A 14,235-nucleotide genomic window follows, 5' to 3' on the forward strand; every position below is an offset into this window, starting at 1 on the left:
CAGGGCCGGTTCATGGCCTATTCATAGAAAGCGCACGGATACTGGGCAAATGAGTACTCGCGTGAACGACCGTCCCGCGCAGGGGCCGCGCCTCAGCAAGGCCGACGGAAGCCAGATTCGCGTTCTCGTCGTCGACGATGAACCGACCCTGGCCGACCTGCTGGCCATGGCCTTGCGCTATGAAGGCTGGGACGTACGCACGGCCGGCGACGGCCATAAAGCGCTGTCGATCGCTCGAGAGTTTCGTCCGGATGCGATCGTTCTCGACATCATGTTGCCCGACATCGACGGCTTGCAGGTGCTGCAACGGGTACGGGCCGATGGCAACGAGACTCCGGTGCTCTTTCTCACCGCGAAGGATTCGCTCGACGACCGCATCGCCGGTCTCACGGCGGGCGGCGACGACTATGTCACCAAGCCGTTCAGCCTCGAAGAAGTGGTGGCTCGCCTGCGCGGGCTCATCCGTCGCTCCACGCTCTCGGTGGCCGACACGAACGACCCGCTGATTCAGGTCGGCGACCTCACACTCGACGAGGACAGCTATGAGGTGTTCCGGGCCGGAGAGCCGATCGAACTCACCGCCACCGAGTTCGAGCTGCTGCGTTTTCTCATGCGCAACCCCCGTCGAGTGCTGAGCAAAGCGCAGATTCTCGACCGGGTCTGGAGCTACGACTTCGGCGGCCGCTCCTCGGTCGTGGAGATCTATATCTCCTACCTGCGCAAGAAGATCGATGCCGGGCGCGCCCCGATGATTCACACCGTGCGCGGCGCCGGCTACATGCTCAAAGCCGTCACCTGATGCCGAAGACCGACAAATCGATGCCCGAGACGGATGCCGCCGCTGCCCGGCCGCTGGCTCCCCCACCGCCGCCGCCCGACGACACCGCCGACGAAGCGGCACCGGAAGAAGCGGTGCCTTTTGTCTCCGCGCCGCGGAACCACCGACCGTGGACCCTGCGCCGACGCCTGGTTCTCACCGTCGTCGCCCTGCTCGCGCTCGTCAGCGTCATCATCGGTGTGGTCAGCGTCACCATTTTGCGCGCGTCTCTGCAGGACGAACTCGATGCCCAGCTCGCCTCGGCCGTCTCCCGGTCGCTCATCGTTTTGGAAGGCGGGACTGGTCGACCTGGAATCCTCTCCCTCGCAGCGCCGTCGGCCACCGATATCTTGAACGGCCCCGCTCAACAGCCCGGCACGCTCGCGTTGGTCTTCGACGGCGCAACCATCACAGCCGGTTACACTGACGACAGCGGTGTCGTGCAACCGTTGGGCACCCAACAGGTGCAGCTTCTCGTCGACGGCGCCAGCGCGGGCCGCGCGGTGACCATCGACCTTGGTGGCGCCGTCGGGAGCTATCGGGTGGTCACAGCATCCACCCGCACCGGCGTGGCCTACCTGATCGGTCTTCCCTTGCGCAACGTGAACAGCACGGCAGCGAACCTCGGTCTCATCATCGCTCTGGTTTCACTCGCCGGCGTGCTGGTGGTGGCCTTGCTCGCCACCTGGATCGTGCGCCTGGCGCTGCGCCCGCTGCAGCGCGTCACCGAGACGGCGGTGCGAGTCTCCGAGTTGCCGCTGGATCGCGGCGAGGTCACCCTCGTCGATCGTGTGCCCGTGGCCGATACCGATCCACGTACCGAAGTCGGTCGTGTCGGTTCCGCCCTCAACCGCATGCTCGATCACGTCGACCTCGCCCTCGAAACTCGTCAGGCCAGCGAGCACAAGGTGCGTCAGTTCGTCTCGGATGCCAGCCATGAGTTGCGCACACCCCTCGCGTCGATCCGTGGCTATGCAGAGCTCACCCGACGAAGCGGCGAGCAGCTCCCCCCGGACATCCAGCACGCGCTCAGTCGCATTGAGTCAGAATCGGTGCGCATGACGGGCCTGGTCGAAGATCTTCTGCTGCTGGCCCGGCTCGACGAGGGCCGCGAGTTGGAGATGCAACCGGTCGATCTGACGATGCTTCTTGTCGACGCCGTCAGCGATGCCCACGCCGCCGGGCCAGACCATCAGTGGGATCTCGACCTTCCCGACGAACCCATCGAATGCCTCGGCGATGCGCATCGCTTGCACCAGGTCATCGCAAACCTGCTCACCAACGCTCGAACCCACACGCCCGCCGGAACCACGGTGACGGCCGCACTGTCGACGGAGGGCGACCGCGCACTCGTCACGGTCACCGACGACGGGCCGGGCATCCCGACCGAGCTGCAGGGAACCCTGTTCGAGCGATTCGCCCGGGGCGACAGCTCACGTTTTCGCGGCACGGGCAGCACCGGACTCGGGTTGGCGATCGCGCAGGCTGTCATCGGTGCGCACCACGGCGACCTCTCGGTCGAAAGCAGGCCGGGACACACCTGCTTTACGGTGTCGGTGCCGCGCGCCCGAGATGACGCGGGATCGCTTAGGTGACGATTGCCCTCGTGGCGAGCGAGACGCGGGTCAGCGCGGGATAGCCGACCTTCGAGCCGGTGACCATGACGGTGACGACCTTGCCCCTATCCGCGGCGACAGGCCGGTAGGTCTGGCCGGTCGCACCGACGACGGCGATTCCGCCGACCACCCACTGATAGCTGAGTGCTACCGGCGCCGGCACCCACGCTCCGGGCACAGCAGTAAGGAGGGCGTTGACCTTCGCCGTTCCGGCGATTTTCGGCACGACGCTGGTCAGCGCCAGCGAGACGCCAGCGGTCGCGTCCGACGTCCGAGCAACCGTCGCAAAGCCTGCTTGTGCACCCGTCACTCTGACCGTGATGCGCTGCCCGGCGAAGGCCATCGTGACAGAAAGCTTCGAGGTCGTCGCCTTCGCGATGGGCGCACCGTCAGCGAACCACTGGTATTTCAGCTTCATGCCGGTCGACCATTGTCCGGGCACCGCAGTGATGACGCTCCCGGTCTGCGCTGAGCCGGTGATCTGAGGAATGGGCGCCTTCGTCACCATCCCGGTGGCCCGTGAGGTTACCGCTTTCAGCGGCGCACTCGGGGTCACGCGCACGCTGATGCGTTTGCCGGCCTGAGGGGCCAGCAACGTCCACGTTGGCCCTGTCGCGCCGGGAATTGCGATTCCCTTCGAGAGCCACTGGTAGGTCAGGTCGCCCAACCCGAAACCCGTCACAGTCGCCTGCAGCGTCGATCCGAGCGCCGGCTCACCACTGACGGCGACCTTCAGCACCCGGTCCGCGCCGGAATAGAGCCCGGCCGTGACCTCCAGCGTGAACACCGCGTCAGCGGCAGCTGAGAATTGGCCCGTCGCGAGATCGGATTTCGTCGCACCCTCGATCCGCTCGCCATTCAGAAACCATTGGTAGCTGTATCGGTAGGGAGCCCCACTATAGGCCGCCCGGTCGGGCCATTCGAGCACCGATGCAGCCGAGGGAGCGAATGAATACGTCGTGGTACCGATCGTGACCTTCGTTGTCGGTGCCGACCTGAAGGTGCCAGTCTCGTAGCCCGGTTGTGTGCCGGTCACATCGACGGTGAGCACCATGTCCAATTGCAGCGGGGTGAGCGTGAAGGTCGAAGCCGTTGCCCCCTTGATCTGCCAGCCGTCCGCATACCACCGGTACCAGAAGTTCGTACCGTCTGCCCACCCTGCGGTCGTGGCCTCGAGCGTCGATCCGACCGCCGTCACCCCGGCAATTACCGGTGCCACACCGGCGACAATCGCAACCGGCCGAGACGTCGCCGTTGCAGAGATGTAGTCGGGTCGCGATCCGGTCACGGTGACCGACATCGCCGCATTGAGGTGTGCGGAGGTCAGCGTGTAACGCGATGCCGTCGCGCCTGCGAGAGGCACACCGTTCGACGACCATTGGTAGGTGAACGTTTGCGCAGACCAGGCACCGGGCACGGCCGTGAGAACTGACCCCGGCGTCAGCGTGCCGCTGATCGTCGGGGGCGACGACCCGACCTCTGTGGGAACCATCGGTTTCCGGGAGAGCGTGACCGTCAGAGTGGCTAGGCCCCCGACGATGGAATCGACCGTGACTAACACACCGCGGGTGCGGGTCGTGGCTGTTTGGCCCGGCTCAAAGTGTTGGCTTCGTGTGCCCCTGATCGAGGGATCAACCTTGGTCATGAGTTCCGTGTCGTCCGGATTGCGTGTCGCGAGCATGCGCACCCCGGGGGCAGCACCGTAGCTGACCATGTTTCCCCGGCCAAACTGTGTGGGCGCGTCCCGACCCGTGCCGTCGCGATATTCGAAAAGATAGACATCCGAACTGATCGGATCAGTGACAGCGAGAACGCGGGTTCCGTCGGAGTCGGAGGTGAGCGACGAGAGTGCCACGGTCTGACTGCTGGTCGCCTGTGTGGCTCCGATCGCGATCTGCTGAATTGCCGCTGCTGGCATGACCCCCAGCCGGATGCTATTCAATGATGTCAGTGCCGGCGGCAGCAAGTTGTCGGGGTTGGCCACCGCTGACATAAAGCCCATCACATCGACGTAGTCGCCGTATTCCTCGATGTAACAGCCGTTCGACAGCACCGTGCTCCACGGGCTGGCGTGGGGCGCCCGCGTTCCTTCAAAATAGGGCTCACCCGATGGCGAGTTTGGGCACACGTGAGTGGTTGCGTGGCCCAAGCCGAGATTGTGACCGATTTCGTGGATCAAGACATTCTGGGTACGGAGACGATCCTGAACCCAGAGGAAGCCACCGTTACTGGGGCGCGCAATCCCATCCCCCGTACCGAACGAGCCCTCACCGGACGAGCCACAGGTTTCGGGTACAAGCAGCAGAAGGTGGCGAGCCGTCAGCTTGTAGCCGTCCGCCGTTTGTCCGAATTTTGCTCTCGCCTCCTGCGCCAAGCTTTGGACGGCGTCACACTTGAACTGACTGCTATAGCTCAACACAGCAGGGTTCATACTGATCGAGGAGATTGCCCCCGCGGTCTCGACGTTCCAGTAGCCCGATGCCGTGCCGATCAGCGCCTCGATCTTGGCTGGAGTGAGATTCAAGGGGCCGGCGTTACCCTGTGGTCTGACGATGGCCACGTCGACGATGTGTTCGCTCGATCCCGGCAGCGCTTCAGGCAGAGCGAGCAGCCGGGCGGCAGGCACGGGGGCTCGTTCTTCTGAAGGATGATCGACCGGCTCCAACGTTTCCGGGTCGAGCATGTCGGTTTCCGGAACGGCGGCCTCGTGCACGTCACTGCGCACCACGGGAGTAGCGTCCATCCCCCAGGCCGAGCCGACCGGGCTCAGCAGTGTTGAGCACAGCGCCGCGGCTGCAACCCACGCCAGGCCTTTTGATATCGCACGAAAGCGCATTGAGTCCTCTTCATCACCCGAGCGGCTGCACGCCTCACCGTTGTCGGTGAAGCCAGCGCCGCATGAAGCGGGTTCGCTCAGCCGTGCGGAGGAATGGACTGTGCTCCGGGGCTCAAGCGAACGAACTTCGAGTTCAGGCTCGAATGCTCGTCGTGCGCGGGGAAATCCTATCAGATCAACGAAACGTCGCGTCTACTATTGTTGCCGCTCCGGAGCGTCTACGGTTCGGGGCTGGAGGCTCGCACCCGCGTCACCGGCAAGCCGGGCTCGTTCCCGATTCATGCGGCGCAACAGAATTGATGCCACGGTCAGGGCGATCGCGAGCACCCCCGCCACGATGATCACAGCGATAACCGTGGTCGGCGAGGCGAAAAAGCCGCTCACACCTGTCGCCGCGGCCTCGGCAGCAAAGTGCTGCTCAGACGCCGTGGCGGCATCCGCTCGAGCCTTTTCAGTTCCAACGACGGGCGTGACTGCCGCGGACCCGATGACGGCGCTCTGCGACTCCTCGACGAACACATCCGCCGTCACGTTCACCCACAGGGTCTCGGCCGGGATCGAGGTGAGCACAGCGGATGTCGTCATGGTCTGCGGTGCCCCCGGCTCCACTGTGACGGCCCAGGTGGCGCTGTGCTCGTCGATCGTGGCATCGGGTGCTGCGGCGATCGTGGCGTAGCCCGGCACGGTGACGACGAGTCGAAGATCGACCGGTTCCGGCCCCGAGTTCTCGAGCACAGTGACGTAATCCATCGTGCTGTCGGCGGTTGCTTCCGCGACGGAATTCGTGATCGAGACCGACATCCCCACAGGCGTGTCCACCGCCAGTGCCGGGGCGGCCCCGGCCCAGAGAGCGAATACCGCGGCCACCCCGGCGATGGTTGTGCGAACGCGGCGCGTGAGCCGCGGAGCCCGTCTCGACGAGTTCGTCATGATGCTGAATTTTCCTTTGAGAGTCCGGCGTGTTGCCGAGGTTAAGCACAGCAGAGGCGGGGCGTCAGACGCCCCGCCTCTCACTGTCGGTTGCTATCGTGTGCCGGTAACCCGACGACGACGGATGCTGACCAGAGCGAAGCCTCCACCGAGCGTGAGCAGGGCCACGAGCAGCGCCCCACCCAGCTGCATGCCGGTTTCAGCCAGCGGCGGCAGCACAGGAACATCAACCTGGCAGTCCGGGTCGGTACTGCCTTCGTCGCAGTTTCCGAGCGTCGGCGGCGTGACGACCACATTCTTCATGGTGCCCGACACCGCGGTGGCCTTCACGGTCACGCTGTACGTGATCGTGGCTGATTCACCGACGGCCAACGGTGCAGTCCAGGACAAGATCGGTTTGACGTAGCTTGCACCCTTCGTCGCGTCGTTGTTGTAGTCGGCCAGCTTCAGAACATCGGTCAGGTCGTCGGTGAAGGAAGCCTCCGGCGACGGAGCCGTTCCAACGTTCTTGACAGTGATCGTGTAGGTGACGACGTCGCCGGCCTTCGTGAAGAGCTTGTCGGCCTTCTTCGTCACGTGAATGAGCTCGAGCTTGACCAGCGTGGTGCAGGCGGGATCGTTGGACCCGACGACACACTTGCCGTCCGGGGTCTCCACCTTGTTGATCAGCTTCTTGTCGCCCGAGATGTGAGCCTTCAGATCGACCTTCACGGTGTACGTGATGGTGTGCTCTGCTCCCACGGCGAGCGGGCCCGACCAGGTCAGCACCGGGGGCGTGTCGTACTTGGCCCCACCGGTGATGCTGCCCACATTCATGGTTGCGTCATCGAGCACCTTCGACAGGTCGTCCTTCAGGGTGAAGGGCTTCGCGTCGGTGAAGGCGACCTGACCGGTGTTGGTGAACGTGATCGAGTACATCACGATGTCACCCGATTTCGCGGTCTGCGTGTCGGCGGTCTTCACGATGTCGAAGTCACGAACCAGCACCGTGCTGGTGCAGTCCGGGTTCGTGCTGTCCACCGGGCACGGGGGCAGCGGCGGCTGGCAGTCGAGGTTCGTCTCGTCGTAACAGAGTGGCGTCGAGCCGGTGACCACGGTGTTGACGAGCGTGTGGTCGCCCGTGACGGTGTCGTCCACCTTCACCGAGTAGGTGATGGTGGCCGTCTTGCCGGCCTTCAGCGCACCCGTCCAGGCCAGTGTCGGTTCCGTGTACGAGACAGCGCCCGTGGAGGCTCTCTCGCTTCCGGAGATGAAGCTGGTGTCGTCCAGAACTGCGGTGAGGTCGTCAGTGAAGTTCACCGGTGTGTTGACGGTGAAGTCGACCGTTCCTGAGTTCGTCACCGTGATGGTGTAGTTGACGGTCTCGCCCGGCTTGGTCTCGGTGCGGTCGGCCACCTTCTTAGCCGTGTACTCGGGAATCGTGACGAGCGGGTTGCACTTCGGGTCGTTCGAGCCGGGCGGGCAGATGTTGTCATCTTCCACCACGTTGCTCAGCAGACGGTCGCCCTGGTTGGCCGCGAGCACCTTCACCGAGTAGGTGACGGTATCCACTTCTCCCCGGGCTAGCGCGCCGGTGTAGAGCAGCGTTCCGGGCGTCGTCGTGTCATCAATGGTGCCCAGAACCGCGGTTGCGTCACCCTGGTACTCGGCGTCATCGAGCACGCCGGTCATGATGTCCTTGATGCTGATCGGGTCGGCGGCAGTGAAGTCGCCCTCGCCGGTGTTCGTGACGGTGATGGTGTAGCTGACAATCTCACCGACGCGTGCCGTAACACGGTTCGGCACCTTGTTGTAGTCGTAGCGCAGCACCGGAGTATTGGTGCACGTGGTGTCACCATCAAGGCACACGGGCGGCGGCGGCGAGCAGACACCGGCGCAGACGAAGTTCGTGAGCATGTTGTCTCCGGCTCCGACCAGCTTGTTCACAGTCACCGTGTAGGTGATGACCACGACTCCACCCTGCGGGAGGGCACCCGCCCAGGTCAGCTCGCCAGCGGCGTAGGCCGCCTTCTGCCCCGGTGCGACAGTCACGCCATTCAGCTTCGTGGTGATGCTGCCTGCGTTGAACGTTGCGTCATCCAGGACAGCGCTGAGGCTGTCAGTGATGCTGGCGGGGTTCGCCGTCGTGTAGTCAGCCTCACCCGTGTTCGTCACCGTCAGTGTGTAGGTGACGACATCGCCCGGCTGTGCTGCTCCGGGGGACGCAGTCTTCGCCACGTCGTATTCCATGACTGGAATTCGAATCACGGGACCGCAATTGTTGGCGAGCGTCTTGCACACGACGTTCGTCAGAACGTTGTCACTGCCCGCCAGCGTCGGCTTGGGCACGGTCACCGAGTAGGTGATCACGACCGGAGTACCGACCTCGAGCGGACCGGACCAGCTCAACACTGGCTCGACGTAGGTCACGGTTCCGCCACCACTGAGAATCTGGGTGGTCCCATCGAACGTGGCGTCATCGAGAACCTCGGCGAGGCTGTCACTCCAGGTAGCCGGCTTGGCCAGCGTGTAGGGGTCAGCACCGGTGTTGGTGACGGTAATCGTGTAGGTGACGGTCTCGCCCGGAGCGACGGTTGACTTATCGGCCGACTTGTCAACCGTGTAGTCGTAGACCGGGGTGAGCAGCAGTCCGCCACAGTCGGTCGCGGTCCAGCAGACCGCATTCTTCAGGACGCTATCGCCGCGACTTCCGGTTGCCTTGACGACCACCGAGAACGTGATGGTTGTCGTCTGACCCTTGGCGAGTGTTCCCGACCAGGACAGTGTCGGCTTCGTATAGCTCGTGGCTCCCACGGCGCCGGCAGCCGGAACGCTGCTCAGCTGAACAGTCGTGTAGTCGAACGTTGCGTCATCGAGCACGTCGGACAGGTCGTCCTTCCACGTCACCTTGTTAGCGGCGGTGTAATCCAGCTCGCCGGTATTGGTGACGGTGATCGTGTAGTTAACGGTTTCGCCCGGAGCGGCGCGAGGCTTGTCGACCGTCTTCACGATCTCGTGGGCACGCACCGGAACCAGAACAGGTGGCTTGCACTCCTTCAGTGCGGCATCAAAGCACACCGCATTTCGAAGGATGTTGTCACCGCGCGCAGCACCCTTGACGACCACCACGTAGCTGATTTTCACGGTCTGACCGACGGCGAGAGCACCAGACCAACTCAGTGTCGGAGCGGTGTACGTCGGCGCAACGCCGTTGCCGCCCACGATTGTGATCGTAGCCGGGTCAAACGTGGCATCGTCGAGCACATTACTCACGTTGTCAAACAGTGTGGCCGGGTCGGCAGCGGTGAAGTCGACCGTGCCGGTGTTCGCGACCGTCACGGTGTAGGTGACGGCGTCGCCGGGCTTGGCGTCGGTCTTGTCGGCCGACTTTGTCACGTCGCTGCGCTGAATGTTGGTGATGGCGCACAGCTTGTTCTGCTGGTGGGTCGGTGTGCAAACGGGCGGCGGCACACAGCTCGGTCCGGCGCACACTGCGTTGACGAGAAGGTTGTTACCGGTCTGATTCTTGATCGGCTTCACAATCACCTGGAAGGTAATCACGTGGGCGTTGTCATTGCCGGCAATGGGCAGCAGCGGAAGGTCACCCGTCCAGACAATTCGTGCCGGCAAACCAGAACCCGCGGCCACAAATGATGCGCCACCGGTAATGGCGTAGTCCGGGTCGAGGTTCGCGTCATCAAAGACGTTGGTCAGGGCGTCTGTAATCTCTGCAGAGAAGCCACTTGCAGGGCCACCCTGCACATCGCCGGTGTTCGTTACGGTGAGCGTGTACAGCACCTTGTCGCCCGGCTTGGCAACGGTCTTGCTGGCGACCTTCTCGACCTTGTAGCTGACGATCGGCACATCAACTCGGTCGCAAATCGGTGCACCGGCAACGGCGACCGTCCAGCAGACCTGGTTCTCGAGAATGGCGGTGGATGCCGGGTCAATCGTCGGCTTGACGGTCACGGTGTAAGTGATCGTCACGACACCGGCGAGGGGAAGGGGCCCGGTCCAGCTCAACTTCGGTGCTGTGTAGTTCAGTGCTCCAGCGCTCGCGTTCGCGTCATTGTTGAAGACGGCGTCGTCGAGCACTCCGGTCAGATCATCCTCCCAGGCAGCGGGAACGGCGTTCGTGTAGGCGACCTGTCCGGTGTTCGTGACCGTCAGAGTGTAGGAAACGATGTCGCCCGTAGCCGTCGAGACCTTGTCCGCGGTCTTGTCGACCGTGAAATCGTAGATGGGCGTTTCTACCGGTCGGCAGATGCCCGTGTCGCAGCCCGGTGAGGTGACCCCATTGCGAAGAACGTGGTTGCCCTTGACCAGGTTGTTGATCTTCACCTGGTAGCTGACTGTGACCGTGGCGTTCAGGGGCAGGCTTCCGCTCCAGATTGCCTGCGCCGGGGTGTTCGTTGCCGGGTCGGCCCCGGTGAACACCGGCAGATCAGTGGCTGTTGCCGGGCCGGCGCCGACGGTGACGGTTGCCGAGACCGTGTTCTTGACGAGTTTTCCGTCATCGAGCACGTCGGTCATATCGTCGGTGAACACTGCCGGGTTGATCGCCTTGTCATAGGCGACGAGGCCGGTGTTCGTCATTGTGACGGTGTAGGTGACAGTTTCGCCCGGCTTTGCGGACTTTTTGTCGACCACCTTTGCCGACACGTAGGAACCGATCGGGGTTGTCACGGTGCACTCGGCGACCGTGGTGCACAGGCCGGTGACCTCGGTGGGCTTGACGGTGTTCGTCAGCTTTCCGGCCGCACCCGTCTTGACTGTTGCGGAGTAGCGGAAGGTCTTCTTCTCGCCGATTTTCAAAGCGCCGACCCAGTCGAGGCGGGACGCTCCGGCGTCAAAGCTGAATGCTCCGCCGTCCGCCGCGGTCTGCGGGGCGACGGGGACGAGCTTGGCATCGTTGTTGAACGTGGCGTTGGTGGTGACCTTCGACAGGTCATCGCTGAACGAAGCGTCCGTGTAGTTGACCTGGCCGATGTTCGTGACATCAACGGTGTACGTGATGGTGTCACCAGCGTGGACTGCGGTCTTGTTTGCCTTCTTCGTGACGACGAAGCTGCTCACCGGCGTGCTCGTGCGGCATGCTGCAGCGCTCACGCAGTCGCCGCTCACTCCGGGCGACACGACGTTGTCCAGCGAGTAGTTTCCGGTGACCGGGGCCTTTACCTTGGCCGAATAGCGGAACGTGCGCTCTTCGTCCAGAGCCAGGGGGCCGGACCATCTGATTGTCTTCGCCACCGGGTCGAACACCAGGTTTGGGTCGACGGGTGCCGTCAGCGTGATGTCGGCGTCGTCGAGCACAGCCGACACGTCGTCGATGAACGACGCCGGACGCCCAACGGTGTACGCATTCTTGTCAATATTCTTCACGGTGATGCCGTAGTTGACGGTACCGCCGGGAACCGTGGACGTCGCGGTTGTGCCGGCCTGCGGCGCTACCACGGCGGCCTTGCTCACGAGGAAGCCTTCGGGAGCCTTCTTGCCCGCGCACGGCTCTGCAAACGAGGTGTCGTTGGCCGGGTTATCGTCACGCTCGAAACCCTTGACCCGAATGTCATTGCGCATGCACTCGTCCTTGACGATGCCCTCGGTTTCGCCCTCAATGACGTACGCAATACTTGCGCCCGGCGCCAGTTCACCACCGGCGCAGGCGTAGGTGCCCTGCACGGTCGCCGTGCCGGGGGTGAGCTCGCACGAGTTGCTGGCCGGCTGGACCACTCGGGGATTCTTGAGCTTCAGCGGCAATTTATCGGTCAGCTGGAAGCCGCTCGAGGTGCGCTGCGGAACTCCGTTCGGGTCTTCATTGTTGGTCACCGTGATGGTGTACTGAATGATGTTCGGGCCACTCGAGGTGGGGCCGCCGATGAACAGCTCGCTGGACGTCTTCACAACTCCCAGGTCGACCGGCAGGCCCATGTATGCAGCACCGTCGTTGTTGTCGCTGGAGGTACCGGGGGTGGTGGCATAGACAGCGAAGCTCGGCTGTGCTGTTTCGCCGTTCGTGATCTGGATCTGGTAGTAGGGCTGAAGGCTTTGACCGGGAAGGGTGTTCCGAGAGATCGCGAGATCGCCGTTTCCATAAAACCACTGGGCGCCATATGGAGAAGCACCCTTCACACCAGCAAGCGGCCAGGACTCGGCGACGTAGCTACTCGGATTCGCTACGTTAATGCGGTACATCCGCGGCTTTGCGACAAGCCCCATTGCCGCCCACAGAAAACCGTCTTTGAATGAGAAGTCCATCGTGTCGGGCAGTTCGCCCGCCACGCTGTGCTGGTAGGCCACGTTGTTCGATTCGGGATTGGCAATGGTCTGGATTCCGGCCTGGGCACGGAAGTAGTAGACACCCGCGCCTGCGCTATTCAAGCCCCAGGTTCCGGAATACCAGGAGTCCTTTCCAATCGGAGCACCGCCCTGGCGCTTGAGTGGAACGACCTGATACTCGCTGTTGGCGCCGATGCGGATCATCTGAGCGTCACCACTATAAATGCGCATGGCATAGAGAATGCGGTTCTTCTGGTCGAAGGCAAGGGCGTTCAGCGTCATCTTGCCGATAGTGCCGGTGCTGTCCGCGAAGGTCATGCCGGTGGGGCTGTTGATGACGTTGCGCACCGAGGAGTTTGATCCCGCGCCCTGCACGATCCAGGCACGTCCCATGCCCTCAGGGAACGGTGTCACCGCGCCCGAGAGAGGAATTTTAGTGCCATCGGTTTCGATCGCGGCGGCGACCTGCTCCATCGTGGGGTATGCGTCCGTCCCCCCAGCAGCGTCGTCAACGACCGGAGCGCTCTGCGGAACGACCGGAGCGACCGGGGCGGGGCTCTCCGCCTCGGGCGCTGTGACATCCGAGGTCTGCGTCGTGTCGTCGACCGCCTGCGCGCTGAGCGCGGTGCCGGCGAAGCCGACCGCAACGAAGCTGCCCACGAGCAACGCGGTCGTGGCGGTTGCCGCGACGACCTTCATCACGCGAGTGCGCAGACGGGGCCGCGGAGCGTCGAGTTGGCGACGTGAACTCATGAGCTACTACCTCTATTTATGTCGGACGCCAACGTGTTCCCGCAGCAGGATGCTGAGAGCCGACGAAGCCGTGACCAGGATGCAAAGTGAGACCGAACGCTTCATCGCCGGCCACGATTTATAGATCGTGACGTTTTTGAAAGTTCTGTCCTCATAAAGAATGACATGGAGCACCAGCACCCCTGGGGCGAAAGCGTGCTATGACGACTATTTCCCCCAAGACTGGGGTGATTAAAACAGTTGTTTTTCGCTTTTGCGGTATCTGGGCTCGGTCGCACCCTGCAGCTGGCCCCGGATCACACCGGATTGACCGGCCGCGCTCCCCTCGCAGGATTTCCCGACGGGGGTAGAAAGAACTCGGTTTTTCGTCGCGCACGCGGCGTTGCACGAAGCGTTTGCCCCCGCATCACCCCGGCGCTACCCACAACGAACGGCCCCGCCGATAATGCCGACGAGGCCGTTCACGCACTGCGGTGCGTCGCTAGGAGTCCGACTGAGTCAGTCGCTTGAGAAGACCGGTGAACTGACGAAGATCATCGACGGGCCAGGTGCTCATGTGAGTGACGATCGCCAGCTCATCGCCGGTACGCACGGCATTAAGCCGTTCCATCGCAACCGCGGTGGCTGCCACATAACGCGCACGCCCGTCATCCGGATCGGTCTGCAGTTCGACCAGCCCGAGTTCGTGAAGCTGCCTCGTCTGCCGACTGATGATGCTGCGATCGACCAGCATCACCTCGGCCAGCTTACTGGCGTGCATCGGTCCGTGCGCGGTGAGCACACGAAGCATCTTCAGGCCGAACGGCTGCAACGCCGGGTCGATCGAGATTGCAGCGATCCGGATGCTCGCCCGAATGTGTCCGGCGAGCACCCCGATCTGCTCCTCGACCTCTGCGATTGCCACGGCGACGGCATCCGAGGCGCCCTCGCTGCCAGCCGCGCGCTGTGAGCTGGGCACATCGGCACACGAGCACAGGCAGGAGCACAGCCGAGCCCGGGTATCTGTCGAAGCATTCTCGGTCATGATG

General features: G+C 63.4%; 6 protein-coding genes. 2 read left to right on the forward strand and 4 right to left on the reverse strand.

Going from position 1 to position 14,235, the window contains the following annotated elements:
* Window positions 1-49 precede the first annotated feature (49 nt).
* Together HNR05_RS11930 and HNR05_RS11935 are read left to right on the forward strand one after the other, a co-directional pair.
* Complete coding sequence (locus HNR05_RS11930) at window positions 50-799, forward strand: response regulator transcription factor (RefSeq protein WP_179579213.1); 750 nt, start codon at window positions 50-52, stop codon at window positions 797-799.
* Window positions 799-2,412, forward strand: coding sequence for a sensor histidine kinase (locus HNR05_RS11935; protein WP_246318397.1), 1,614 nt, complete (start codon window positions 799-801; stop codon window positions 2,410-2,412). The genes HNR05_RS11930 and HNR05_RS11935 overlap by 1 nt, the downstream gene beginning before the upstream one ends.
* On the opposite strand, the gene HNR05_RS11940 is transcribed toward HNR05_RS11935, so the two are convergent.
* From HNR05_RS11940 to HNR05_RS11955, 4 genes are all read right to left on the reverse strand, one after another.
* A complete protein-coding gene (locus tag HNR05_RS11940) occupies window positions 2,405-5,269 on the reverse strand; it encodes a hypothetical protein (protein ID WP_179579215.1) in 2,865 nt (954 codons plus the stop codon). The two genes, HNR05_RS11935 and HNR05_RS11940, sit on opposite strands and share 8 nt — an antisense overlap.
* Before the next feature lie 195 nt (window positions 5,270-5,464).
* Window positions 5,465-6,199, reverse strand: coding sequence for a hypothetical protein (locus tag HNR05_RS11945; protein ID WP_179579217.1), 735 nt, complete (start codon window positions 6,197-6,199; stop codon window positions 5,465-5,467).
* Window positions 6,200-6,292: 93 nt separating this feature from the next.
* Entirely contained in the window at window positions 6,293-13,207 is a 6,915-nt protein-coding gene (locus HNR05_RS11950; protein ID WP_179579219.1) for a DUF7927 domain-containing protein, read from the reverse strand.
* 481 nt (window positions 13,208-13,688) lie between these two features.
* Window positions 13,689-14,231 (reverse strand): MarR family winged helix-turn-helix transcriptional regulator, encoded by a 543-nt coding sequence (locus HNR05_RS11955; RefSeq protein ID WP_179579221.1) that lies wholly within the window; start codon window positions 14,229-14,231, stop codon window positions 13,689-13,691.
* Between the last annotated feature and the right edge of the window lie 4 nt (window positions 14,232-14,235).

Origin of the sequence: Leifsonia psychrotolerans, from assembly GCF_013410665.1 — a bacterium.
Classification (GTDB): Bacteria; Actinomycetota; Actinomycetes; order Actinomycetales; family Microbacteriaceae; genus Cryobacterium; species Cryobacterium psychrotolerans_A.